The following is a 26,237-nucleotide window of genomic DNA, read 5'->3' as shown; positions in this document are numbered from 1 at the left end:
TCGCCACCCGCTACGACAAAAGCAAAAGCTCCTATCTCGGCTTCGTCAGCCTCGCATCAGCATTGCTGTGGCTACCCTTTGTCCACGTGGCCTAGTCATCAGCACGGCAGCCGTGTGACGTGTTTTCATCTGATCCCCCCGAGGCTTAAGGCTTATGGAAGCACCGGCCTCATGGGCCGCGTGCCATTATCCCGGCCAAGGCATCACAGCACGCCACGCCGAACAAGGCCGCGCGGCATGGCCGATGGGGCCATTTTTCTCAGGGAAGGACTCTGCAGCCGATGCGCGCGGCTATTTGGTCCCGATCGCCTGCCATGGCTTTCGAAGCACCGTCGCGAAGTCGTCACGATGGATTCCACCCCCGAAAATGATGTATTGCGCAATCGTGCACAGCGGGGGGGCGGCCATGCAAAGTCGGGGCGCGCGCAATACCGGACGCAATGTCATCATCTGCCTGATCCTCGTCATCGCCAGCGCGATCGCGATCGTCACGGGCATCTACGACATGATCGCTATGGGCCATGAAACGGGGAGCACCGCCGCCCGGATCGGCTTCGGCGCGGTCATCTTCTTCCTCAGCCTGATCTTGGGCCTCAACTTCCTCTGGGGTTATCGCATCATCGCCCGGCTGGAGGCGGGTGAAACGAAGTTCGCCGGCTGGACGGTATCGCCCGCCGACTATGATCGGTTTCGCGAAATCGACGGCAATTTCGTCAGCAAAGGCAGTCGCGAGAACGACTATCGCCCCCTGCGGACCTCCCCGCCCGGCGGCGTGCAGGTGCTTTTCTCGCAGGATGGCGTGCTGATCGGCGATCGTTATTTCGGGTTGGCGAGCACGGGGCTCAACCATTTCAGCGATGTCGCGATGATCCGTTCGACCACGCCGATGATCGAATTCGGGATGGTCACCACGACGGGTAGCAGCACCAACACGGTACGGTTCCGGCGGATCCACAGCACGTTGCGCGTGCCCGTATCATCGGATGCGACGCATGCCGCCGAAAGGGTGCTCGGCCATTATCAGGCGGTGCAGCGTCACGAAGTGATCGTCCGCCCCGGCTTCTGGAAATCGCGAATCCGGTTCGGGCTGATCGGCACCGGCCTGGCGTCGGCCTGCGCCGCAATCGGTTTCCTGCTGCGCGAACGGAATGACGAACTTTACAATATTCCGCTGTTCATGGCCGTTGCCGGAACGATCGTCGCGATCGCCGGGCTGTTCCTTGCAGGCATGAGCCGATCGTTCGATCCTGCCCGCCGCCGACGCTGACCGCCCGGCCGCGCTTGCCGGCCGGGCGATCCCGCGCCGTTCCGCGGATCAGCCTTGCAGCGGGCGCGATCCGTTCGCCCGGGTCGGCCGGATCGTGCCGAGATCGCGGCCATGGCGGGAAAGATCGCCGACGATGTCGTTGCCCATCGTGCGTTCGACGATCCGCCAGCGGCCATCGCGCTTTTCCAGCCGGTCGAGATAATCGCCGCCGATCACCGGCTCGAGCGGGCCGTCCGGCGCCTGCTGGAACACCATCACATAGGAACTCACCCGCGCCCGCCCTTCGCCTTCGGGCACGATCATCACGTTGGACAGCATGTGCCGCGTGCGGGGCGTGCCATCGGCATAAGTGAGCACCCAGGAACGGAACACTTCCGCCACCGCCTTCGCATCGCGATCGGCCATCACCGCGCCGCCGCTGTGGATCAGCGCATCGCCCAGCAATTCGCCCACCGCGTCGAAATCGCCCGCGTCAAGCGCGAAGGGGTAGCTGAACAGGACATTCTGAATGGCAAAATAGTCGTCGGCTTCCATCATCCTCTCCCGGCCTGTTTGCGGCTTTCACCGATCCTTTTAGAGTGGCACCGGGAGAGGCCAAGAGATGAACCGCGACAAAGACGAACTTGAAGACTTTTCCCGGCTGGTGCGCACGCTTTACGCGTCATTGGTGGCCGATCAGCCATGGTATGGCTTCCTCACCGAATTTCGCGACCAGCTCGGCGCGCAATTCGCCACCCTGATCGTGTCGCGCGCATCCAGCGTGGCGCCCAGCCTGATGGTCACGCCGCTCGGCAACCCGCAGGGGATCGAGGATTATTGCGACCATCTGTTCCGCATCGATCCGTTCACCGATCTTCCCGAAGGCAAGGTGGTGTCGCAGTTCGAGCATCTGTCCGAGCGCGGTTTCAAGCAATCGGCTTTCTATCGCGACTATCTGCAATATGAGGACACGTCGCACATCCTGGGGTTCGACCTCAGGACCGGCGGCTTCGTCACCGCGATCCGCGTGACGCGCACCAGCGACGGGCAACCATATGGCGCAACCGAACGCGCCCGGTGCGAACGGATCATCCCCCATATCCGCCAGGCGATGGATATCTACCAGCGGCTCGAAACCTCACGCTCCGAACATGCCGTCTATTCGGGCGCGGTGGAACAATTCGCGCTGGGCGCGGTGATCCTCGACGAACATAACAACATCATCCGCTGCAACCCGATTGCCGAAGCGATCCTGGACGAAGCCGACGGCATTGCCCGCACCGGCCGCCGCGTCAGCCTGGGCAATGCCACCAGCGACGCCGATTTCCGCAATTTCCTGCGGGATGCGCGGGGCCCAGCGGGCAGCGCGCACGTATTCCGGGTGGAACGGCCGTCGGGGCGGCGCGACATCGGCATCGTCGCCCGGCCGATCGAGACACCCGATTATCTCCACGCCGCCAGCGCGCCCGCGCTCGCCCTCTATCTCGGCGATCCCGAACGGCAGATGCAGGTCAACGCCGATGCCCTGCGCGACCTGTTCAACCTGACGCCGACCGAGGCCGCGATTTCCGCCTGTGTGGCCAACGGCCTGTCGGTCCACGAATCCGCCGAACGGCTGGGGATCGCCAGCAACACGGTGCGCGCGCATCTCCGCTCGATCTTCGCCAAGACCGGCGTGGCGCGGCAATCGCAGCTCGTCCACCTCGTCCACACCAGCCTGCCCGAACTCGCGGCGCGGCGCTGAACCCGCCGTGCCGGCCGGCATCAGCGGGCGGCTGACCATTTCAGCGGCAGGCTCGCCAGCATGATTGTGGCACCCGGCAGCGTCTCGATCTCGGCGCCGGGCGCGATCCGCAGGTCCGGCATGGCCGGCAGCAATTCTTCCAGCATCACGCGCAGCTGGGTGCGGGCCAGGAACGCGCCGGGGCACAGGTGCGGCCCCGCGCCAAAGCCCCAATGTTTCACCCGCCGCTTGCCTGCCCGGCCGAAATCGACACGCAGCGGATCGGGGAAGGCTCGCGCGTCGAGCCCCGATATCGGCGTCGATGCCAGCACCGGATCGCCTGCCTTGAACGCCACGCCATGATATTCGAAGTCCCGGGCCGCCATCCGCCCGATGTGGGAAATGCCGAACCGGCGCAGCATCTCCTCCAGCGCCACCGGGATCGCGTCCGGCCGATCGACCAGATAGGCGCGATGCTCCGGGCTTTCGGCCATGAAGCGCATGATGTGCGTCATCTGCGACGTCACCGTATCCAGCCCGCCGGCGAACAGCATCATCGTGATCGAGTGCATCTCCTCGAACGTCAGCGCGCGGCCGTCGATCGTCGATCGCACCATCGCCTGGAACATGCCGCCGGGATTGGCGTCAGCATCGGCCAGCTGCTCGGCCAGCCATTCGCGGATGAAGCCGTCGGCGGCGGTGAAGCCGCGCACCGTTTCCTCCAGTGTGCGGCCGCGAAAGATGTCGCGCACCCAAAGGATGCAATCGTCACGCCGGGCGAGATCGCAGCCCATCATCAGCAGGAATATCTCCACCGGCAGCCGCGTCGCGAATTCGCCGACAAATTCGCACCGGCCCGCGGCGAACCCGGCCAGCAGGCTCCGGGTGTGGCGCCGGCTATCCTCCTCCAGCGTGGCCAGCGCGCGCGGCGAAAACAGGTTCTGCGCGAAGATCCGGCGATAGCCGGTATGTTCGGGCGGATCGAAGCTGTTGGGGATCAGCTTCATCGGATTTTCGATCTTGGGAATGGCGAGCGACGTGGCCGTGAACAGATCGTGCCGGCTGAACACCTCCGCGATCAGGTCGCCGCGCGTGACCACCCAGTAACCGCCAAGATCGGGTGAAAAGAAGATGTCCGGCCGGTCGTTCATCGCCGCGATCGTGCCCCACGGGTCGCGGCGCAGCGCATCGTCGTTACGGAAGTCGAAGCGGATGACGCGTTCGGGCGGCACATGGGCCGGAACGGTGGCGGCATGGATAGTCATCGGGCCTCTCTCCTGCCGTCGATCGGCATTGTCCCCGGATTGATGGCCCCGCCCCGCCCGTCCCGGCAATCGGCAGCAGCTTTGCCGGCCGGATAATCTTTGCCGGATCGGCCGGAAACATTGGCCATGCCCTGCCCGCAATGCTTTGATGTTGGCAGAAAGGCCCACATGTCCGTCGAACCCAAGATCCTTGCCGCCTGCCGCTCCGCCATCGGCGACGTGAAACTGCTCGAATGGCACTGGCCGTCGCCGATGGACGTGACGGCGACCGAAGAACGGCTGATGATCGAAATGTCGCTGCCGCCCCACGCGTCGGACGGGCGCGCCTGCTTTCCCGATATCGAGCCGGATCAATATAGCTTCATGGGCAACATCTTCCTGCGGCCGGCCGGGGTGCGGCTGCGGGTGAAGAGCGCGGGCGGGCAGGTCCGCGTGATCCGCTGCGCCGTCGAACCCGCCGTTTATGCCCGCATCGCCGGCACGCGGCTGGACTGGACCGCCGATGCGCTGAAAACCTGCCTCAACCTGCGCGGCGGCGTGCTGCAACCGCTGCTGCGCCGGCTGGTCCATGAACTGGAAGCCCCCGGCGCCGCCAGCACCACCTTCGTCGAGGCGTGCGTCACCGCGCTCATCATCGAAACCGCCCGCATCGTCCATCTGCAAAGCGATACGACCGCGCACGGCCGGCTGGCCGCCTGGCAATATCGCAAGGTCACCGAACGGCTGGCGGAAGACGGGCCCCTGCCCAGCGTGTCCGAACTGGCCGCGCTGTGCGGCGTCGGCAACCGGCATTTCCTGCGCCTGTTCCGCAGCCTGACCGGCGAAACCGCAAGCGCCTTCATCGATCGCGCACGGATCGACCGCGCCCGCCGGCTGCTGACGGAAAGCGAGCTTTCACTGAAGGAGATCGCCGCGCGTCTGGGCTTTGCCCACCCGAGCAATTTCTCCACCGCCTTCCGCCGCGCGACCAACCTGTCGCCAACCCAGTTCCGCCAGATCTCCCGCCGTCAGACTTCTTCGTCCTGATCGGACAGGATCTCCTCCCCTGCATCTGGCGGCGGCCGGGGTCATACGGCCGCGCCCGTTGCGAGCTTGTCAGAACCGCAGGCGCACGCCGGCGACGGCCTTGAACATGTTGCTGTCGCCGAAATCGGCCACCGCCGAATTGACCGAAATCTCGCTGTAGAGCGTGATCAGGTCGTTCCAGCCATAGCTGCCGCCGAGGCCCAGTTCGGTCCACAAGCGATCGTCGCGGCGCGCGATCCGTGTCCCCGAAACCTTCACGGCGGTGCCGTCCATCCATTCATAGCTCAGGTTGACGACGCCATAGAGGTGGCTGCGCTGCGCCTGTGCGCCCTCCATCCAGGTCGCCTGATGGTCCAGCGAGAGCCCCCAGCGCGTCGTGAGGCTTGCGCCCGCATCGCTCGCCACCATCGCCTTGGCCGGGTCAGCAAAGCGATCGAAGCCGACATGGGCATAGCTAACCTGCGCCTGCGGGGTCAGCGTCAGCCCGCCCCCGACAGCCGAACGCTTGCCGACCTCGAGGCTGAAGGCCTGTCCCTCGCCCTTGTTGCCATCGACAAGCCGGCCAAGCGTGCCCGAGCTCAGATTACTGTCGAACCAGCTCAGCTGTGCCTGCCCGTCGGCGTAGAAGCCGCGCGGTCCGTGCCAGGTAAGCGTCGCGCCAAAGCCGTAGCCGCTGGTGTCGATCGCCCCGTTGCCGAAGATCGATGAGACATGGGCCTTCGCCTCGCCATAATAAGCCGTCAGCCCGCCGACGAGGGCCGCACCGTCACCGCGTTCGGCGATGATGGTGTCGACGCCCATCTGCATCTTCCAGCTGTTGATGTTGCTGTCCGTTCCGCTGGTCGACATCGCCGCTTCCGGCCGATGACGCGCGCTATCCATCCGGCCCCAGATGCCCTGCCCGGCAACCGTGCCGCCGGCCCAGCTGCGGTTGCCGACGCGCTGCTGCAGCGTGGGCAGGCCATTCAGCGTCTGGAGCGTCTGCGCATAGCTTTCATAGACCGGCACGCCGGGCTGATAGAGCGGCTGGGGCACCTCTGGCACCTCTGGCACCTCTGGCACCTCTGGCACTTCGGGAACCTCGGGTTCCTCCGGTTCCACGGGGTTGAGCAATGCCGAGCGCAGATACCAGTCGCCATCGCCGGCATCGGTGATGCCATTCTTCTGGAGACGATAGCCATAAGCGCCGGCGATCACCGCCTGATCGCCCTGGAAGACGTAATCGCCCCGCAGCTGGAACACACCGTTGGACGCGCCCGCAATATCGACGATCTTGATACCATCGACCGTCTGGCCGCCCAGCCCGTCGCGATTGGCGACGGTTACGAACGTGGTGCCCGATGTCGCTCCGTTCACGACAAGGCGATCGGTGGCCGATGCATCGTCACCCAAGGCCGCTTCGATAGCGAGCGTGCCACCATTGCCGACATGGTCGCCAGCAATGGTGAGCGTGCCGATCGCATCCTGCCCCGGCGCGATGATACCACCCGCATGATGCGTGACGGAACCGACCCGGCCCGTGCCCGCAAGCGTCGCTCCGGTCATCAGGTCCACCGTGCCGCCAAACAAGCCGGTGACGATCGTCTGCCCCGCCATCAGTTGGGCGCTGCCAGCATATCCGGCGCTATCGCCCGTCAGCAGCAAGGTGCCGGCGCCTTCCTTCACGAGTACCCCCGAACCGGAAAGCACGCCGTTCAGGCGCAGGTTCGTATCCGCATCGACCGCCAGCGCACCGGTGCCCGCAAAGGCCATGGCACGCTCGCTGGTGATATCGGCCGTCGTGTGCAACGTGCCACCATTGAAGGTGAGGCCGCTCGCGGCCGCCCCAAGATTGGTGTCGCGCGCGATCCGCAGCGTGCCTTCGTCGATGGTGGTGCCACCGGCATAGCTGTTGTCGGCGGTCAGCACGAGCGTGCCGGCGTCGGTCTTCACCAGTTCTGCGGCACCGGCGAGTTCGGCCGCGATCGTCACGGTCATGCCCGCGCCCGCCGCGCTTCCATCGCCAACCCGGATCACCGCCTGCTGCCCCGCCAGATGAAGGGCGTCGCCCTCGACGCGATAGCCATCGCTGGCGAACTGCATTCCCGACGCACCCACCGCGCCCAGGCTGCCGTCGATCGTCACCGTGCCGGCGCTACCGGCGAACACCGCGAAGGCGTTGTCGGCAAAGGCCGCGTTGATGTCACCGGTCGCGTCGGTCCAGTTATTGTTGCCCGCACCGTTCTGCCACACGCCATTGCCGCCGCTTACGACGCCGTCGAACTTCGGCCCGGCATCGCCGTCCCAGAAGTTGAGCGACAGGCCGGCCGCGTTGACGAGGTTGATCTGCCCCGCAACCGACGTCTGCACCGCAACGCTGCTGCCCGCCGGCAAGCTGCCGAGAGCGAGGCCATTGTCGGTAAGGGTGCCACCATAGTTGACCACCCGGTAGATGCCGGCATCGAAGCTGCCGCCGGCCGGAACCGAAACGTCGATGGTGCCGTCGAGGACGAGATCGCCGCCGACATTGATCAGATCGTTGAGCGCCCCGCCCGCCACATTGGCCTGACCGAACTGCATGTCGATCCGCGATCCCGCCGCGAGCGAAAGCCCGCCGTCGATCGTCAGCGTGCCGACACCCTGGCCGGGCGCCAGCGTACCGCCATCGGCAATCGCGACATCGCCGCCGATCACGCCGAAGCCGCCCAGCGTCGCGCCGCCGGCCACCGACACCAGCCCCGTCGCCGCCGACTGATCGCCATTGACGATCAGCGTGCCAGCGTCGACCAGCGTACCGCCTGTATAGCTGTTGCCCCCCGTCAGGATCAGCGTGCCGGCATCGGCCTTCACCAGCTGCGACACACCCGTCAGCCGCGATGCGATCGTCGCGGTCACGCCTGCGCCCGCCACCGTGCCGTCACCGACGCGGATCACCGCCTGCTGCCCCACAAGCTGAAGGGCGCCACCCTCGATACGATAGCCGTCGGTGACGAACTGCATGCCCGAGGCGCTGACATTGCCGGCGCCGTTGTCGACCGTGACAATACCCGCAGTGCCTTCGAAGATCGCAAAGCTGCCCTGCGCATAATCGGCATTGATCTGGCCGTTCAGGTCAGTCCAGTCGTTCAGGCCACCACCGACGCGCCACACGCCATTGCCGCCATTGATCGCTCCATCATTCTTCGGCCCGGCATCGCCGTCCCAGAAGTTCAGCGACAGGCCGGCCGCGTTGACGAGGTTGATCTGCCCCGCAACCGACGTCTGCACCGCAACGCTGCTGCCCGCCGGCAAATTACCGAGAGCGAGGCCATTGTCGGTAAGGGTGCCACCATAGTTGACCACCCGGTAGATCCCGGCATCGAAGCTGCCGCCGGCCGGAACCGAAACGTCGATGGTGCCGTCGAGGACGAGATCGCCGCCGACATTGATCAGATCGTTGAGCGCCCCGCCCGCCACATTGGCCTGACCGAACTGCATGTCGATCCGCGATCCCGCCGCGAGCGAAAGCCCGCCGTCGATCGTCAGCGTGCCGACACCCTGGCCGGGTGCCAGCGTACCGCCATCGGTAATCGCGACATCGCCGCCGATCACGCCGAAGCCGCCCAGCGTCGCGCCGCCGGCCACCGACACCAGCCCCGTCGCCGCCGACTGATCGCCATTGACGATCAGCGTGCCAGCGTCGACCAGCGTACCGCCCGTATAGCTGTTGCCCCCCGTCAGGATCAGCGTGCCGGCGCCCGCCTTGCGCACCGAACCGCCGCCGGAAATCAGGCCGGCAAAGCCCACATCGTCGGACCGATTGAAGACCAGCGCCCCGTTGTTCGCGACATCACCGGCGATGCTGCCCGTGGTTCCACCGTTGCCGAGGTGCAGCGCGCCATCGCTGATCGTGGTCAGGCCGGCATAGCTGTGATCGGCCGTGAAGGTCAGGCTGCCGGCGCCGCGTTTGACGAACGCGCCGGTGCCGCTGATCGCGTCCGCATGGACGATATCGTCCGATCGATCGAAGGCGAACGTGCCGTTGTTGACGACATCGCCAAGGATCGCGCCCGTGGTTCCGCCATCGCCGATCTGCAACGTGCCGGCCGCAATGGTCGTGCCGCCAGTATAGCTGTTGGCCGCCGTGAGGATCAGCGTACCGCGATCGGCCTTTACGAGGCCGTCGACACCCTGCAATTCGGCCGCGATGGTGGCCGTCATGCCGTCACCGCCCGTTGTGCCATCACCCACCCGAATAATCGGGCTCGCGTCGGCGAGCAAGATGGCGTCGCCCGTGACGACATAGCCATCGGTCGCGAATTGCATGCCCGCAACTTCGACGGCGCCAAGGCTGTTGTCCACCGTGACCGTACCGGCAGCCGCCGCGAACACGGCGAAGCTGCGATTGCTGTAGGCCGCGTTGAGCGCAGCGTCAGGATCCTGCGTCCAGTTGTCGCCGGCAGGCAGATTTTGCCACAGGCCCGCGCCGCCATCGAGCTGGCCATCATTCTTTCCGCCGGGCACCGCGTCCCAGTAACGGAAGACATAGCCCACCGTGTTGACGAGATTGACCTGCTTGTCGATCGAGGTCTGCACCACGACGCTGCTGCCCGCGGGCATCGCCCCGAGATCCAGCCCGTTATTGGTGAGGCTGCCCGCATAGTTGATGATGCGATACAGGCCGGGGCCAAAATCGCCGCCGGGCGCGACCGTCACGTCGATCGTGCCGTCGAGGACGAGATCCCCACCGACATTGACCAGATCGTTGAGCGGTCCGCCGACGACATCCGCCACGCCAAATTCATAATCGAGGTGCGAACCCGCGGCGAGCGAGAGGTTGCCATTGACGGTGAGCGTGCCCGGGCTGTTGCCCGGTGCAAGCGTGCCGCCATTCTGGACGAGGACGTTGCCGCCGATGATGCCGCTGCCGCCCAGCGTCGCGCCGCCGGCAACGATGGTGTCGCCGGTCGCCGCCGACTGATCACCGCTGATGCGCAGCGTGCCCGCATCGACCAGCGTCTGCCCGGCATAGCTGTTATTGCCCGTCAGCGTGACGATGCCGGTGCCAATCTGGCGAACGACGCCGGTGCCGGAGATGACACCGCCGAAGCCGACATCGTCGGAACGGTTGAATATGAGCCCGCCATCATTGGCGACATCGCCGACGATCCAGCCCGAGACGCCGCCATTGCCAAGTTCGAGCACGCCGCCATTGATCGTCGTGCCGCCGGTGAAGCTGTTTTCCGCGGTCAGCGTCAGCCTGGACGCCGCACCGTCATGGACGAGCGCGCCCGAGCCCGAAATCAGGCCGGCAAAGATGATGTCGTCGGACCGGTTGAACGCCAGCGTGCCATTATTGGCCACGTCGCCCAGGATCGCGCCGGTGGTGCCACCGTCGCCAAGCTGAAGCGTTCCGGCGCTGATGCTGGTGCCGCCCGTATAAGCCTGGTTTGCGGTCAGGATGGTGGTGCCGGCCCCCGCCTGCTCGACCGTGCCACTTCCCGAAATCAGACCCGCGAAGGTGACCTCGTCGGATCGGTTGAAGATCAGCGCGCCATCATTGGCGACAGCGTCGGTGATACCCCCCGTCGTGCCCCCGTTACCGAGTTGCAGGGCACCGGCCGTGATGATCGTGCCGCCGCTATGGCTGCTGTCGCCGGTCAGGATGGTCCTGCCCGATCCCACCTGATTGAGCACGCCCGCGCCCGAGATCGCGGCTGCAAAGACATGGCCGGTATCGACATGATTGAAATTGACCCGGCTGCTCGCGACGGTGGTGACGAACGAGGCATCGAGCGTACCCGCAGCGGCCGCCGCCAGCCCTTCGGCCCCGCCGATATTGAGCGCTGCATCGCGCGGCCCCATGGTAAGCGTGCCCCCGCCTACCTTGACTAGGCCGCCATCGGCGATGGTGATCGTGCCCCGTGTGCCGTTGGCCGCGGAATTGGCAATGCCCAGCGCGCCCGCCGTCTCGAAACGCGAGCCGGCGCCCTTTACCGTCAGGTCGAAGGTCGGGTTGTTGATGGAGCCGCCATGGTGGCCGATGATCGACGAGTCCGCCGTCAGCACGCCGCCATCTGCAATCACCATCGTGCCCCTGCGCCCGTAATAAGCACCCGTGACATTCCATTCCGATCCGATGCCAGAGATCGTGACAAACGCTTGAGCATTAGTCGGGAACTGACCGCCGGCAAGGACGCTCGGTCCCGTCGAGGCCATTTTGCCACCATCCAATATGTTGATGTTGGCGGTCCCGAGGCGGCCGAGCACGGTGGTGCCGCTGTTCGTCAACCGCGATCCGGCACCGATGACATTCAGCGTGCCGCTACCGTTGTTCGTGGTCCCGGCATCCAGATTGACCAGGCTGGCGAAACCGCCATTGCTGACCGTGAACCTGCCGTCGCCATTGGTTGCCGTGCCGATCGTGGCTGTGCCCGGCCCGACGATCAGTCGCGACCCCGCACCATCGACAACCATTTCGCCACCGCCCCGAACGATAAGCCCGGACGTAGCGGTGATTTCGCCACCCGACTGGAGTACCAGCTTGCCTGCCCCGACCGTGGTCGCGCCAGTATAATTGTGGCTTCCGGTCAACGTCAGCGTGCCACCCCCGTTCTGGCTGAGCGAGCCGCCGCCGGAGATCGATCCGGCATAGGCAAGGTCGTTCGCCCGATTGAAGATCAGCGCGCCATCATTGGCGATGTTACCGGTCACGCTGCCGCTTGTGCCGCCATTGCCGATCTGGAGCGTGCCGGCGGCAATCGTCGTGCCGCCATTATAAGCGTTATCGCCGGTCAAAATGGTCGTGCCCGTGCCGATCTGGGCGAGCGCGCCCGTACCCGAAATCGCGCCATCGAGCGTAAGACTGTCGGTGCGATTGATGGCGAGCGTGCCATTATTGGCGATGTCGCCGACAATGCTTCCGGTGGTGCCGCCGGCGCCCAGTTGCAGCGTGCCGGCGGTGATGCTGGTGCCTCCGTCATAAAGGCTGGCGCCGGTAAGGGTCAGCGTTCCCGCACCGTCCTTGGTGAGACGGCCCGTCCCATCGATCACGCCGGTCAGGCTGAAGGTCGTGCCACCGCCAACGCGCACGGTGCCGGCTCCGCCGAGTGTGACCGCCCGGCCAGAGGTGAGATCGGCCGTCGTGTGGAGTGTGCCGTTATCGAGGCTCAGCGCCCCCGCAGCATCGCCAAGATTGGCGTCCGCCGAAATGCGGACGGTTCCGCCATTGATCGCGGTGCCGCCGGTATAGCCGTTGGTACCGGTCAGAATCAGCGTGCCGGCGTCACTTTTCACCAGTTGCGTCGCGCCGTTCAGCACGGCATCGATAGTCGCGCTGATGCTGGCGCCGGCAACCGTTCCATCGCCGACGCGGATGGTCGATTGCGGACCGACCAGCAGGATCGGCCCACCATTGACCTGATAGCCGCTCGTCGCGAACTGCATGCCCGCCGCGCTTACCGCGCCAAGGCCATTGTCGACGGTAACGATGCCCGCCGCACCGCCAAACACGGCAAAGGCCCCATCGCTGAACGGCGCGTTGATCGCGCCGGTCGCTTCGGTCCAGTTGTCGTTGCCGGTTCCGTTCTGCCAGATACCGTTGCCGCCATTGATCAGGCCGTCGAATTTCGGGCCGGCCGCACCGTCCCAGAAGCGCAGTTCAAGGCCTGTCGTGTTGACGAGATTCACCTGTCCCGCGACCGAGGTCTGCACGAATGCCGTGCTGCCAGCGGGCAAGGCGCCGATCGACAAGCCATTGTCGGTCAGCGTGCCCGAATAGTTGATCGCGCGATAAATGCCCGGCCCGAACGTGCCCCCCGCCGATGGGGTGACGTTGATCGTGCCGTCGAGCACGAGATCGCCACCGACCTCGATCAGGTCGTTGAGCGCACCGCCGGCGACATCGGCCTGGCCGAATTCGAAATTGAGGAGCGAACCCGAGGCGAGCGAAAGATTGCCATTGATCGTGAGCGTACCCCGGCTGTTACCCGGTGCGAGCGTGCCGCCATTGGCCACGACGACATCGCCGCCGATCGTGCCCGAACCACCCAGCGTGCCGCCATTGTGAATGGTCGTGAGGCCCGTCGCCGCCGATTGATCGCCGTTGACGATAAGGTGCCCGGCGAAGACATCGGTCGCGCCGATATAGCTGTTGCCGCCGGTCAGGATCGTCGTGCCGATGCCGATCTGGCGCAGCATGCCGCTGCCCGAAATCGTGCCGGCATAGCTGTAACTATCCGCCCGGTTGAAGCCGAGCGTTGCGGTGTTGATGATGTTGCTGACCACCGATCCGGTGGTGCCGCCATTACCCAGCACCAGCATGCCGCCATTGATGACGGTATTGCCGGTATAACTGTTGTTGCCGGTCAGCACCCAGGTTCCGGCGTCATTCTTGGCGAGAATGGTGGCGCCTGTACCGGCATTGCCGATCGATCCGGCAAGCGTGTTGTTGCCGGTATTGGTGCCGCCCAGCGCGATGGTGCGCGCCTGATTGTTCCCGGCCAGCGTCACCGGCCCGGTATCGGTGAAAACGATCGCACCAGTGCCGGAGGATTCGAGGAAGGTCGTCCCCGCCGCGAGCGTGAACAGTCGGTTGGTCACATCCCCGGCGCCGGTGTAGCGCAGGGTCGATCCGTTCCCGATCACCAGGTTGGCGGCGGCCGCCGAAGACGCGCCAAGGCTGCTCGCCAGTCCACCATCGGCCAGCTTGTCGACGCCCAGCGCGCCACCGCTGATCGTCGTGATCCCGGTATAGCTGCTGCCCGGATTAGTGAGGATCCAGGTCCCCGTGCCCGTCTTGGTGAGCGACGTCCGCCCGGTACCATTGTCGCCGAGCTGGAGACCAAGCATGTTGGCACCCGTGTTGGTGCCGGTCAGCGTCAGCGTCTGGGCGGTGTTCGCCGCGCTGAACGTCACGGCCGCTCCACTGGTGAAACGAATCGCGCCTGCGCCCGATGCGTCGAGCGTGTTGCCGCCCGATGCGCCCAGCATGAACTGGCGGTCGGTGCTGCCGCCAAGCCCCGTGTAACGCAGCGTGCCGCCACTGATGATCAGGTTGCCAGCCCCGGCGCCGGATGCACCGATCGAACTTGCCGCACCGCCATCGGCCAGGCACGCCACCGCCAGCACGCCGCCGGTGATCGTGGTGCTGCCGGTATAATCGCTGCCGCAGCCACTGACATTTTGGGTATAGGTGCCGCCCTTGACGACGGATCCCGTACCCCGGATCGCGCCAGCATAATCCACCGCCCCCGTGCCGGGGGCGAACAACGTCATCGTCCCGTCGCCAAGCAGCACGTCGCCGCCATCCGCACCGCCGCCGGACAGTGCGCGGACGCTGGTGTCATAGCCATTGAGATCAAGCGCCGCGCCCGCGGCATTGGCAAGCGACACGTTGTTGGTGCCGAGCGAGTTGCCCGAGCCGAGGCGTAACGTGCCAGCGGTGATCGACGTGGCACCGTAATTGTTGTTGCCGGACAGCACCAGCGTGCCGTCACCCGTCTTGTTCAGTAGCCCGCCACCGGTAACGACACCCGTGAATTCAAGTGTTGTCGCCGCGTTCGCAACGGCGATCGTGCCGCTGCCGGCAAGCGTGAAGCCACGATCGGTGACCACGCTCGCACCGGTATAACCCAGCACACCGCCACCAAAGACGAGGTTGGAGGAGGCCGCACCCGATGCGCCAATGCCGCTGGCGACATCGCCATTGGCCATGCAGTCGACATTCAGAATGCCGTTGATGGTCGTCACGCCGGTATAGTCGTTGGCGCACCCGCTCAGCGCTTGCGTGAAGCTGCCCGCACCGCGTGTGAAGCCGCCGGTGCCAGTGATCCGGCCCGAGAATATGATGCTGCCATTGGCGGAGGTAAGCGTGTTGCCACCAAGGTCGACCGTGCCGCCACCGATCAGGCCGGCAACCGTGACGTTAAATCCCCCCAGTTCCAGCCGCCCGCCGCTGTTCACCGTCATGCCGGCCGTAGCACCAAAGGCTGCCGCCGATCCGGCACGCAGCGTGCCCTCGTTCACCACGGTCGCCCCGACATAAGTATTGGCGCCGGTCAGGACGAGAATGCCGTCGCCATCCTTGGTCAGCCCACCCGGTCCGGCCGCAACGCCACCAATCGTCAATGTCGTACCGGCGGACGAAACGTCGATCCGACCACCACCGGCACCCAGCGTGAAACCCCGGTCGATACCAACCGTACCGCCAGTATAACGCAGGCGCCCGCCATCGCCGATGACAAGGTTGGCGGAATCGCCAGTTGCAGCGCCGATGCCGCTGGCGATTCCGCCATCGGCCAGCGTCCCGACCGATAGCGTGCTGGCATTGCCGAGATAGGATCCGGTGACCGAGGTCACGCCGACATAGTTGTTGGCGCTGTTCGACAGGACGAGCGTGCCCGCCCCGATCTTGCTCAACCCGGCATCGTCCGGGCTCGTCACCAGGCCCGAAAATTCGATGGTGCGACCAGCATCGACCCGGATCTGGGGCGCCCCCGCACCACCGTTCACCAAGGTGAAGCCGCGATCGGTGCTGGCGTCGCCGCCGCCAATCCAGGCCAGGGTGCCGCCTTCGAGCACAAGATTGGCCGCGTCCGCCGAAGCCGCGCCGATGCTGCTGGCCAGCCCGCCATTGGCAAGGCTGGCGATCTGCAACTGGCCACCGCTCAGCGTGGTGACACCGGTGTAGCTGTTCGCGCCCGTCAGCGTGGCAAGGCCGCTGCCCGCCTTGGCGAAGCCGATGGCGCCACCATTGTCGACGATGGCGGAAGTGATCGTGAAATTGCCCGCGCCATTCTGCTGCAGGCCAAGCGTGCCCCCGCCGGCCGCGCCGGTCAGCGAACCGCCGGCGATCATCTGGTTGTTGGTGCCCACGGTGGCGGCAACGATGATGGTGCCGTCGATACCCAGCGTCTCGCCGGCCCCAATCGTGACCAGGTTCGGATTGGGTGCTGTATCGGCGACCGTGTAGCGCAAACCGCCAAGCTGGACGCTGCCCGCCACCGCACCGAAGAAGCTGTCGGCGTTGCCGTCATCGTCCGTCACGAAATCGCCGCTGATCCACGTCGCCGCATCGTCCTTGGTGACATAATCCGCCGCCGTGAACGCGGTGATGACCCCGCCGACGACCTTGGCATAATCGGTGCCGTTGACCGTTGCCCAGCCGCCGAGCGTGGCATTGCTGGTGGTGATGCTGCCGTTCACCGGCAACGCGAAATCGATCAGGCCGCCGGTCCGTGCAATGGCCCCGAGATTGACCGTCAGGCTGCCCCCCGTGCCGGACGTGGCGCGGATTCGATTGCTCCCCGCAGCAATGGTGAGCCCATTGATCGACTGGCTGTTGGCCTCGCCCGCCGCACCGATCAGGTTGAGCGAGCCACCCGCCAGGGTGAGCGATCCGGCACCGGACAGAATGTCGGTGACGGGGCCGCCGGCGGCCGAGAAATCCAGGCTAATCGTGCCACCATTGATCGTGGTGCCACCGGTAAAGCTGTTCGCACCCGCGAGCGTGAGCACGCTGGTGCCGCGCTTCAGCAGGCTGCCGGCCCCCGTGATGCTGCCCGCATAGCGCGTGCTGGCCGCACCGCTGACCGTAAGGTTTGCGCCATCGATGTCGAGGGTACCGCCGGTGCCGGCGATCGACGCGAAGCCGGCATCGAAACCGCCGAGGTCGAGCGTCCCGCCATTGATGGTTGCGGCGTTGCCCGTGCCAAAGGCTTGCACATTGCCCGCTACGATCGCCCCGCTATTGACCGTGATGCCGCCGACGAACGTGTTGGCGCCGGTCAACAACCACGCGCCGGCACCGTTGCCGGCCAGCGTTCCTGAACCGGAAATCACACCGGACAATGTGTTGGTGCCGTTGAAAGTCCCGCCAAGGCTCAGAATGTCGGCGGCCCCGCCCGGCGAGAATGCGACATCGCCGCCAAGCGCCAGCGCCCCGGTGCCGTCGTTCGCGAGCACCGCACCGCCTTCGGCCACGAAATCTCGGTCGCTGGCATCCCCCGCACCGACATAGGAAAGCTGGCCATTGACGAGGATGATCCCGCCATTGCTGCCCGTGCCGAGGGCGCTGGCCACACCGCTATTCTTCAGTGTCGCCGCACGAACGGTGACGTCCTGGATCCTGACCGCCCCGCCGAAGGTGTTGACGCCACCGACGGTGACGGTGCGGCCCAGCCCACCGCCGTAGAAATTGACGCCGACACCGGCGTTGGTGCTGCTGATCGTGCCGAGCAGCTCAATATCGGCGGTATCGGCACTGAACCCGATATAGCGCGGGCCGGTGGACGAATTGGTGTGATTGTTCAGGATATCGCCGGTCAGCCGCAGCGTCCCGGTGCCCTGATTGGTGATCGTCGAGGTCTGGCTGAACCACGACCCCAATCGCCAGTTGCGGTTCGAACTGTCGCCATCGCCATGATAGATGGCATTCGTCGACCCCGTCGCAGTGACGTTGAGCGCGATCGTACCGCTTGTCGCATCCGCAGCAGCGCCCAGTGCACTCGCCAGGCCGAGATCGGCGATCGAGGAAAAGCGCACATTGCCGTTCATCGATGTGGCACCGGCATAGTCATTGGCGTCGTTGCTCAGCGCCACACCGCTCGTTGCATAGAGCCCCCCCGCGCCGGTGTAGCGGGCCGAGCCGACCCCGACACCGTTGACCGTCGACTGGCCGCCCTGCAGCGTGACGACCCGGTTGGCATTAAGCGCACCGGTGCTCGTCAGGCTCGTTCCACTGGCCATGGTGATGGCGTTGCCCGCAGCACCCAGCGCCGCATCATTGTTGATAACAAGCCCGCCACCCGCAACATTGACCGTTCCGGTGAAGCTGTTGACACCGTTGAGGTTGAGTACGCCTACGCCGGATTTCGTTAGCCCGGCCGTGCCCGCGACGATCGAATTGATCGTGGCCACTACACCGGCATTCGACGTGATGGTCGGCGTCGCGCCACCAAGCGTCAGCGTGCTTCCTGTCAGGGCATAATTGGTGGTGTTGAACGTGATGTCATTAACGGTGATCGGCGTCGTCAGCGTCACCGTTCCGCCACTGGCACCACCGAAAATGGCATCATCAAGGGCGGCATTGTTCCACGGCGCATAAGGGCCGCTCACACCATCGCCGCTGGGGCTCCAGCCGGAAGCGGTCGTATTCCAGCTTCCGGCTCCGCCAGTGCCCACCGCCGTGCCATTGGGATCCCAATGACGATCGGCCGCGCGCGCGGCCATCGGCGCGCCGACGAGCGCCATCGCCGAAATCGAAGCCCCCCACAGCATGGAAAGCGACGCCGAACGACGCTTGTGGACGGTGCCGACGATTGCCGATGTCATGGATATACCCCGATCTACGCGCGAAAACGGCGCACGAATCCTGCACGGCGCGCAGGACTGCCGTTCACATTCCCTGATTGTCCTGAACCGCCCGGGCCGCCCGGGCATCGCAATGCGTTACGTCTTCATCGCCCGCCCCCCAGGCAACCCCGCTACCTTCAACAGAAAAGGCCGGAGGTTTTGCGTCTTGCCGTCACCGACAGTTTGCCCTTTGCTGAGTCGAACCAACGTCCGCCGCGCTGCGCAGCAAGCGCAACGGACCAACCCTATGGCAATGGCCTAGCACAAGCATCCGCACCCGGCTTTCCAAGGCGTCCCATAAGATAGTGCAAATCGTCTCACTCGAATGACTTGCGGCCGGATTCAGTAATTGTCTCAAAGTCAAAGGTCTGACATAGGTCAAAGCGAGAGGGGGGGCATCATGCCGCGTAGCGTTCGCCTTTCGACCGACCAGATCGAACCCAATTTGCGGGACGAATTCTGGCGCGATATTTCACGTCCACTTTTCGAAGTGGAGCTTCTGAACGGCGAGGACGACGCCCTGCGGGGTGCGTTCAGTTCGCGCCCGGTTGCGGGGCTCACCGTCGCCACGACGCGTTTCAACGCCCAGCGTTATCGTCGCGATCGCCGAACGATCGTCGAAAGCGGCCTCGACACCTATCTGGTCCAGGTGCTTGTTGCCGGCACGCTGCGCGGCGATTGCGAAGGCCGCACAATCACGGCGGCGACGGGCGACATCTGCATCTTCGATCTCGCGCGGCCCTATGTCACGCATGCCGATGCCGGGGCCCGTGTTGCCATATCGGTTCCGCGCGTACGGATCGATCAGGCCGTCGGACGGCGCAATCTGCACGGCCTCGTCCTCGCGGCCACCGATCCGATGGCGCGGTTGCTGCGCGGGTTCATCGTGGATCTTCACGAAGTCGGCGGCGATCTTGACGGCGATGACGCGCGAGCGGCGGAAACGGCCATGATCGAAGTGCTGGCCGCCGTCGTCTCCCGCCGCAGGCTCGATCTGCCCGACGCCCAAGGCCCACTGGCGCAGCGATTGCGGGAGCGGATCGAGGCCTATCTCGACACCCAGCTCACCAACCCGGACCTGTGCGTCGAGCTGATCTTGCAGGAGTTCCAGGTCTCGCGCGCGCATCTTTACCGCATGTTCGCCGATGACGGAGGCGTGGCGTCCGTGATCCGCAATCGCCGGTTGGATACCGCCTTCCATCGCCTTCGCACGGCGGACGCGGCCGGCACGTCGATCAGCGAGATCGCGTTCGAACTTGGCTTTTCGAGCAGCGCCCAGTTCACCCGCGCCTTCCGCGCCCGGTTCGATCTTTCGCCAAGCGACGCGAAACAGGGCTCCGCCGGCGGTTCGGCCGAACCTGGTTCAGTCCATGGCCTGCAAGCCCATCTTGCCAATCAGGTGGAGCGCTGGCGCGAACATCCCTGACGTTCATGTCGCGCAGCTTCCATCCCATCGCCGCACCGTTCGCATGAGGCGATCGAACGGCGCGGCGTTTTCGGATCAGCGCGAAGAAAACGGTATTGGTCAGCCGGCTTTCTGCAACTGGCCTGGCCGCCGGTCCATCGTCACATGCACGCCGTTGACCCGCTTGTGGAATTCGCCGGCGCGGGCGCGCGGATTGTAGAATTGCTTGTACCAGATCCGCTCCTTGTGGAACGGCCCATCGTCAGGAACCTGCAGGATCGACAGGGCCGGCTGCTTGTGGGTCCACAGCTCGAAATCCTGCGCGAACGCGCTTAGCGCCACATCCTGATAGGAGCGCGCCATGGCGACATCGGCGTCGCCCGGCTGCTGATCGCCGGTGCGCACCATCAGCGCGAACCACACCCGCACCTCGCCATCTTCGACCGGCGTGTTGCAGATCATCATCAGCGAGGGATGCTGCCCTTCCATCCGCGACAGCAGGATGCCCGGCCCGGTATACCAGGTATCGGTTTCCAGCAGGCCGGAATCGGCGACCAGCGTGCGATGTTCGGCGCCGAAACGCTGCTTCAGCACATGATCGCGAAACTCGTTCTCGAAATAGACGATGTCGCGGCTGCCGTGGACGGGCACGAAATGCGCGAAGTCCGTCATATTGTCGACGATCTCCTGCGGGTGGATCGGCAAGGTACCGAGATGGTCGATCCGCCAGCGCACCCAGCCCGGCCTGTCCCATTCGTCGAACGACGGCAGGTCATAATCGGGCGCCCCGCCCTCCATGTCGTGCCACATCCAGATGCAGCCCGCGCGTTCCACCACCGGGAAGGTGCGGATGCAGGCGGCCTTGGGGATGCCGTGGGTGGAATAGGGAATGTCGTCGCACTTGCCGTCCGGCCCGAAGCGCCAACCATGGCCGGGGCAGCGAATGGATTCGCCTTCGATCTGCGCGCCATCCTGCACGATGTAGGATGTGGTGTTGCGCGCGATATGCACCTTCATGTGCGGGCAATAAGCGTCGACCAGATAAACGCGGCCGCTGGCCCCACGATAGACCACGAACTCGCGGCCGAAATAGTGGAGCGCGACGGGCTTGTCGGCCACTTCGCTGCTTTCCGCGATCATGAACCAGCCACGCGGGAAGGTCAGTTCGCCCAGGCCATATTCGGCAGTACCGGCCATTTCACTCTCCTGTGCCAGATTGTCGGGCGGGGTGCCGTCGCGCCTCCCCCGCTTCGTTGGGGTGGTTCAGACGAAGGTGTCGCTATTGGCGTTGCCGAGCATGACGCCGCCGACATTGCGGCCCACCTTCAGCGGGTTGTTCGCCACATGCGTGCGGCCGGTGTGGATATCGACGAAGGTGCGCGCCAGCGGGCTGGTGCGATAAACGCCCTGCGCCCCGCACGAATAGAATAGCCGCGTGATCAGCTGGGCGCAGCGATCGAGCACCTGCGCCGACTGGAAACGGAACAGCAGCCGTTGATCGAGCGCCGGCACCTCACCGGCCCGCGCCCCCGCCATCAACGCCGCGAAATTGCGGTTGAGCGTGAGCTTCATCTCGTCGATCGCGGCGGCGGTTTCGGCGACGATCACCTGCGCGTCGGGGTCGTCCGCCGTGCGCGAGAAATCATTGCTGCTGACGCGGCCCGCCGCATAGTCGCGGAACTGGTCCAGCGCGCCTTGCAGCGCCCCGATCGCCGAGGAGGAGACGGCGCGGACGAAGATCTGGCCAAAAGGCAGCTTGAACAAGGGCGCGTCGTTGAGCTTCAGGCCCGGGCTGGTTGCCGCGAAACCGTCCTTGGAACGGTGCGAGCGATAGGCCGGCACGAACGCGTCCTCCACCACGACGTCCTGGCTGCCGGTGCCGCGCAGGCCCAGCGTATCCCAGATACGATCGACGGTGAAATCCGCGCGCGGGACGAGGAAGGTGCGGTAATCCGGCGCGCCACCTTCGGGATCGGGCACAAGCCCGCCGAGGAACACCCAGGCGCAATGATCGACGCCCGAGGAAAAGCCCCAGCGGCCACTGATCCGGTAGCCGCCATCCACCGGCACCACCTTGGCGCGCGGCATATAGGACGAAGCGATCAGCGTGCTGCTGTCTTCGGCCCACACATCGGCCTGCGCCTGCGGATCGAACAGCGCGAGCTGCCAGTTATGCACCGCGACCACGCCGAGCACCCAGGCCGAGGACATGCAGCCTTCGGCGAGCTTCATCTGGGCGGCGTAGAAGGCTTCGGGGTCCATCTCGAACCCGCCCCACCGCGCCGGCTGGAGGATCCTGAAGAAACCCGCTTCCTGAAAGTCGCGAATGGTTTCGTCAGGCACCTTGCCCTCCGCCTCGCACTGTGCGGCGCGTGCCCGCAACGTGGGCACCATCGCCCCGGCACGGGCGAGCAATTCGGCGGTTTCTTGCGAAGATAGGGCGCTGGAACCGTGCATCATTTGTCTCCCGTCAGGCCGCATTGGCGAGCGTTGCTGGATCGGCGGCGGCGAAGCCGACACTGAAGTCGTGACCCCAGAGGCTGACCGACGTGCTTTCGAAAAGCGTGTGCCGGTCCCAATCGACGGTCCGGCCGCCATAGCCATATTCGAGCGCGAAGCCGCCCGGCGTGGCCATGTAGAAGCTGGTCATATGATCGTTGGTGTGCTTGCCGAGCGTGGCCATCAGCGGCACGCCGGCGCGCAGCATCCGATCATAAGCACGGCCCACTTCGTCCATGCTTTCCACCTCGACCATCAGGTGGACGCAGCCCGCCGGCACCTCGCCCTCGAACAAAGCAAGGCTGTGGTGGCGGCCATTGTCGCAATGGAGGAAATGGATGCGCTGCGCGGGGCCGGCCGGCCCCATCGGGCGGTGGACCAAGATGTCGGCCAGGCCGAAGCCCATCACGTCGGCAAGGAAGGCTGCCGTTCGATCAAAATCCGGCGCGGGCAGCACGACGTGGCCGAAGCCAAGTTCATCGGTGATGAAACGCGGCACCCCCTGCGGCGACTGAAAACCGGCGAAATCGGTAACGAAACCCAGCGCCAGTTCGTGCTGGTTGCCGGAAGGATCCTGAAAACGGACGAGATCCTGGACATGGCGGAAAGCGCATTCCGCCGCCGTGCCACGGGTGAAGGCGACGCCAGCGGCATTCAGCTTGTCGAGCGCGGCGCGGAATTGTGCCTGATCGGCGATTTCCCAGCCGCTCGCCGCGTAGCGATCGACCGCGCCTGGGCGGATGAAGATGCGGCCCGCGCGGGCATCCATCTTCAGGGCCACGCCGCCATCGCCGGCAATCGCCATCATGCCGAGCACATCTTCGCCGAAACGCGCCCATGCTTCGGGCGCAACGGCGTCGACCACCGCATATGAAAGCGCCTTGATCCTCACCCTCGCCTCCCGGTCTGTCCTTACCGGGTGAGGATAGACGGTGGGTGGATCGCTTCATTGATCCAGATCAAATTAGCGCGAAATGCGATTCCCAATCCAGATCATAAAACGAATATCGGCACCATGAATGCCTCATGATGCCGATATGCGTAAAACAATACGCAAAGCAACAAACCGATGCGCCGGATCAGCCCTCGGCGAGTTGCTCGATCCGATCGCGATCGCACAGCCGCAAGGTCTGGCGGCCGGTGAACTGGATGACGCGCGCGGCCTTGAGATTGCTGAGTTCACGGCTCACCGTCTCGATACGCAGGCCGAGATAATCGCCCATGTCCGCGCGGGAGACGGGAATGCGGATATCGTCCGCCGCCGTCCCCTCGGCCCGCCCGCGCCGGGCCAGCATCAGCAGAAAGGACGCGATCCGTTCGGTCGCGGTCTTGCGGCCGAGGAGGACGAGTTGCTCGCGCGCCGCCGCCAGTTCCTGCGCGGCAAGGGCATAAAGCCGCCGCTCAAGCGCCGGTTGCCCCGCCGCGAAGCTGTCGAAGCGCGGGCGCGGAAAGCGGCACAGGGTGGACGGCACCACCGCCTGCACGGTGAAGGCATGTTCCTTTTCCAGCGTCAGGCCCAGGAAGTCGCCGGGGAACAGGAAGCCCGCAATCTGCCGTCGGCCATCGGGCAGGAAACGCGACAGACGAAGCAGGCCGGCGGTCAGCGTATAGACGCTGGTCGCGGCATCGCCTTCGAACGCAACCGTTTCGCCCGCATCATAGGCGACGGTCGGCCCACCTTCCTTGAAACAGCGCAACGACGCATCGTCGAGCGCGCCGCACACCGCGATGTCGCGCACCGGGCACGTCCCGCACGGATGGGTGGGCGGCAGATCCGCTAAGGCCTGATCGGCTACGGCCAATGCCAATGACGCCATGGTTCGTCGTCCCCCGAAAAATTCGCCCCGTCATGATCCAGATCAATGCGCCGGGCGGTGGAGCCATGGGACAAGGCCTATTGGCTGCGGCCGCGCCGCGTAAGCCGCAATTCTACGTAGTCGGCCGCGTCCGCGAGCCTAGGGATATCCCGTATATCGCCGCGCCGCCCATTTGGCCCACAGCGTTGAAATCGCGCACGTCGCGGCCGCGCGGCCGCAGCGCGGAGACAGCATCGCACGGACAGGCGGGAACAGGACGACAATGGAAAGCTTGCTGCTCAAGACAGGGGGGTGGTTCGCCATCGCGCTGCTAGCCTTCGTCGGCATCATGCTGGCGAACGATTCCGGCTTCGCCGTCCACATGACGATCGTCGCGCTCGCCGCGCTGACGGCGATGTGGGTGGGCATGAGCCGCACCGATTATGCCGCGCTCGCGCGTGGCGTGCTGAAAGTGCCGGCGGATGAAGGCGTCTATGATGACGATCCGGTCCGCTGGGGCATATTGGCAACGATCGGCTGGGGCATGGTCGGCTTTCTGGTCGGCCTGTTCATCGCGCTCCAGCTCGCCTTTCCCGCGCTCAACCTCGGGTCCGAATTCACCAGCTTCGGCCGGCTGCGCCCGCTGCATACGTCGGGCGTGATCTTCGCCTTCGGCGGCAACGTGCTGATCGCGACGAGCTATTATGTCGTCCAGCGCACCTGCCGGGCGCGGCTCGCTTTCCCGACGCTCGCCCGTTTCGTCTTCTGGGGATACCAGCTGTTCATCGTGCTGGCGGCGACGGGCTATGTGCTCGGCATCACCGAAAGCCGCGAATATGCGGAACCCGAATGGTATGTCGATCTGTGGCTCACGATCGTCTGGGTCGCCTATTTCGTCGTGTTCGTCGGCACGATCCTGAAGCGCCGCGAACCGCATATCTACGTGGCGAACTGGTTCTACCTCAGCTTCATCATCACCATCGCGATGCTGCACATCGTGAACAATCTGGCGATCCCCGTCAGCCTGTTCGGATCGAAAAGCTATTCCGCCTTTGCCGGCGTGCAGGATGCGTTGACCCAGTGGTGGTACGGCCACAACGCCGTCGCCTTCTTCCTGACCACGCCCTTCCTGGCGATGATGTATTACTTCGTGCCCAAGCAGGCGGAACGGCCGGTCTACAGCTATCGCCTGTCGATCATCCACTTCTGGTCGCTGATCTTCCTCTACATCTGGGCAGGGCCGCACCACCTGCACTACACCGCGCTGCCCGATTGGGCGCAGACGCTGGGCATGGTGTTTTCGGTGGTCCTGTGGATGCCGAGCTGGGGCGGCATGATCAACGGCCTGATGACGCTGAACGGCGCATGGGACAAGATCCGCACCGATCCGATCATCCGCATGATGGTGATGGCGATGGCCTTTTACGGCATGGCCACCTTCGAAGGGCCGATGCTGTCGATCAAGGCGGTCAACTCGCTCAGCCACTATACCGAATGGACCATCGGCCACGTCCACGCCGGCGCGCTCGGCTGGAACGGGATGATCAGCTTCGCGGCGATCTACTTCCTCGTGCCGCGTCTCTGGGGGCGTGAACGGCTCTATTCGCTGCGCATGGTCAACTGGCACTTCTGGCTCGCGACGCTGGGCATCGTGCTCTACGCCGCCGCGATGTGGGTGGCCGGCATCACCCAGGGCCTGATGTGGCGCGAATATGGGTCGGACGGCTATCTGGTCTACGCCTTCTCCGAAGTCGTCGCCGCCATGTTCCCTTATTACGTGCTCCGCGCGGTGGGCGGCGCCCTCTACCTCGCCGGTGCCGTGGTGATGGTGTGGAACGTGTGGGCAACCATCGCGGGCCGCCAGCGCGACGAACAGCCGATGAGCATGCCGGCTTATGATCCCGCGCGGGATCGCCCGCTCGCCGCCCCTGCCCCCCAAGCCGCCCCGCAGCCCGCCGAGTAAGGA

General features: G+C 65.2%; 12 protein-coding genes and 1 riboswitch. Of the genes, 5 read left to right on the top strand and 7 right to left on the bottom strand.

All coding sequences use genetic code 11. The annotated features are described in order from the left end of the window. Positions 1 to 406 precede the first annotated feature (406 nt). Positions 407 to 1,267, top strand: a complete 861-nt coding sequence (locus tag CHB74_RS17975) for a hypothetical protein (protein ID WP_089220915.1) — start codon at positions 407 to 409, stop codon at positions 1,265 to 1,267. Positions 1,268 to 1,315: 48 nt separating this feature from the next. Here CHB74_RS17975 and CHB74_RS17970 read toward each other — a convergent pair whose 3' ends face one another. Next, entirely contained in the window at positions 1,316 to 1,801 is a 486-nt protein-coding gene (locus tag CHB74_RS17970; RefSeq protein WP_089220921.1) for a nuclear transport factor 2 family protein, read from the bottom strand. A 67-nt stretch (positions 1,802 to 1,868) separates the two neighbouring features. Here CHB74_RS17970 and CHB74_RS17965 point away from each other — a divergent pair, with 67 nt between their 5' ends. Next, the gene (locus tag CHB74_RS17965) at positions 1,869 to 2,990 is read left to right on the top strand and encodes a helix-turn-helix transcriptional regulator (RefSeq protein ID WP_089220914.1); all 1,122 of its coding nucleotides are present in this window, start codon (positions 1,869 to 1,871) and stop codon (positions 2,988 to 2,990) included. Positions 2,991 to 3,010: 20 nt separating this feature from the next. On the opposite strand, the gene CHB74_RS17960 is transcribed toward CHB74_RS17965, so the two are convergent. After that, positions 3,011 to 4,234 (bottom strand): cytochrome P450, encoded by a 1,224-nt coding sequence (locus tag CHB74_RS17960; RefSeq protein WP_089220913.1) that lies wholly within the window; start codon positions 4,232 to 4,234, stop codon positions 3,011 to 3,013. Between the two features lie 168 nt (positions 4,235 to 4,402). Between CHB74_RS17960 and CHB74_RS17955 the strand changes: the two genes are divergently transcribed. Continuing rightward, positions 4,403 to 5,260, top strand: a complete 858-nt coding sequence (locus CHB74_RS17955) for a helix-turn-helix domain-containing protein (protein WP_179220901.1) — start codon at positions 4,403 to 4,405, stop codon at positions 5,258 to 5,260. Positions 5,261 to 5,329: 69 nt separating this feature from the next. Here CHB74_RS17955 and CHB74_RS17950 read toward each other — a convergent pair whose 3' ends face one another. After that, positions 5,330 to 18,550, bottom strand: a complete 13,221-nt coding sequence (locus CHB74_RS17950; RefSeq protein ID WP_089220911.1) for an autotransporter-associated beta strand repeat-containing protein — start codon at positions 18,548 to 18,550, stop codon at positions 5,330 to 5,332. A 139-nt stretch (positions 18,551 to 18,689) separates the two neighbouring features. Continuing rightward, positions 18,690 to 18,769: riboswitch (cyclic di-GMP riboswitch) on the bottom strand. 202 nt (positions 18,770 to 18,971) lie between these two features. On the opposite strand from CHB74_RS17950, the gene CHB74_RS17945 reads away from it, so the two are divergent. After that, on the top strand, positions 18,972 to 19,997 hold the full coding sequence (locus CHB74_RS17945; RefSeq protein WP_089220910.1) for an AraC-like ligand-binding domain-containing protein: 1,026 nt from the start codon (positions 18,972 to 18,974) through the stop codon (positions 19,995 to 19,997). Between the two features lie 99 nt (positions 19,998 to 20,096). Here CHB74_RS17945 and CHB74_RS17940 read toward each other — a convergent pair whose 3' ends face one another. The 4 genes from CHB74_RS17940 to CHB74_RS17925 form a co-directional block, all read right to left on the bottom strand. Next, positions 20,097 to 21,173, bottom strand: coding sequence for an aromatic ring-hydroxylating dioxygenase subunit alpha (locus CHB74_RS17940; protein ID WP_089220909.1), 1,077 nt, complete (start codon positions 21,171 to 21,173; stop codon positions 20,097 to 20,099). A 66-nt stretch (positions 21,174 to 21,239) separates the two neighbouring features. Further along, positions 21,240 to 22,433, bottom strand: coding sequence for a flavin-dependent monooxygenase (locus CHB74_RS17935; protein ID WP_089220920.1), 1,194 nt, complete (start codon positions 22,431 to 22,433; stop codon positions 21,240 to 21,242). A gap of 13 nt (positions 22,434 to 22,446) precedes the next feature. Further along, positions 22,447 to 23,367, bottom strand: coding sequence for a VOC family protein (locus tag CHB74_RS17930; RefSeq protein ID WP_218821464.1), 921 nt, complete (start codon positions 23,365 to 23,367; stop codon positions 22,447 to 22,449). A gap of 187 nt (positions 23,368 to 23,554) precedes the next feature. After that, on the bottom strand, positions 23,555 to 24,214 hold the full coding sequence (locus CHB74_RS17925; protein WP_179220900.1) for a Crp/Fnr family transcriptional regulator: 660 nt from the start codon (positions 24,212 to 24,214) through the stop codon (positions 23,555 to 23,557). 340 nt (positions 24,215 to 24,554) lie between these two features. On the opposite strand from CHB74_RS17925, the gene ccoN reads away from it, so the two are divergent. Further along, complete coding sequence (gene ccoN, locus CHB74_RS17920) at positions 24,555 to 26,234, top strand: cytochrome-c oxidase, cbb3-type subunit I (protein ID WP_089220907.1); 1,680 nt, start codon at positions 24,555 to 24,557, stop codon at positions 26,232 to 26,234. The last annotated feature ends 3 nt before the right edge of the window (positions 26,235 to 26,237 follow it).

The sequence above is a fragment of the Edaphosphingomonas laterariae genome (assembly GCF_900188165.1).
GTDB classification, from domain to species: domain Bacteria; phylum Pseudomonadota; class Alphaproteobacteria; order Sphingomonadales; family Sphingomonadaceae; genus Sphingomonas_E; species Sphingomonas_E laterariae.
The sequence above is the reverse complement of the archived record's forward strand: the minus strand, read 5'-3'. Positions and strand labels throughout refer to the sequence as shown.

Bases quoted from the DNA above. Each gene is read 5' to 3' on its own strand.
- CHB74_RS17975 (WP_089220915.1), top strand. From the start codon at position 407: ATGCAAAGTCGGGGCGCGCGCAATACCGGACGCAATGTCATCATCTGC.
- CHB74_RS17970 (WP_089220921.1), bottom strand. From the start codon at position 1,801: ATGGAAGCCGACGACTATTTTGCCATTCAGAATGTCCTGTTCAGCTAC.
- CHB74_RS17965 (WP_089220914.1), top strand. From the start codon at position 1,869: ATGAACCGCGACAAAGACGAACTTGAAGACTTTTCCCGGCTGGTGCGC.
- CHB74_RS17960 (WP_089220913.1), bottom strand. From the start codon at position 4,234: ATGACTATCCATGCCGCCACCGTTCCGGCCCATGTGCCGCCCGAACGC.
- CHB74_RS17955 (WP_179220901.1), top strand. From the start codon at position 4,403: ATGTCCGTCGAACCCAAGATCCTTGCCGCCTGCCGCTCCGCCATCGGC.
- CHB74_RS17950 (WP_089220911.1), bottom strand. From the start codon at position 18,550: ATGACATCGGCAATCGTCGGCACCGTCCACAAGCGTCGTTCGGCGTCG.
- CHB74_RS17945 (WP_089220910.1), top strand. From the start codon at position 18,972: ATGCCGCGTAGCGTTCGCCTTTCGACCGACCAGATCGAACCCAATTTG.
- CHB74_RS17940 (WP_089220909.1), bottom strand. From the start codon at position 21,173: ATGGCCGGTACTGCCGAATATGGCCTGGGCGAACTGACCTTCCCGCGT.
- CHB74_RS17935 (WP_089220920.1), bottom strand. From the start codon at position 22,433: ATGCACGGTTCCAGCGCCCTATCTTCGCAAGAAACCGCCGAATTGCTC.
- ccoN (WP_089220907.1), top strand. From the start codon at position 24,555: ATGGAAAGCTTGCTGCTCAAGACAGGGGGGTGGTTCGCCATCGCGCTG.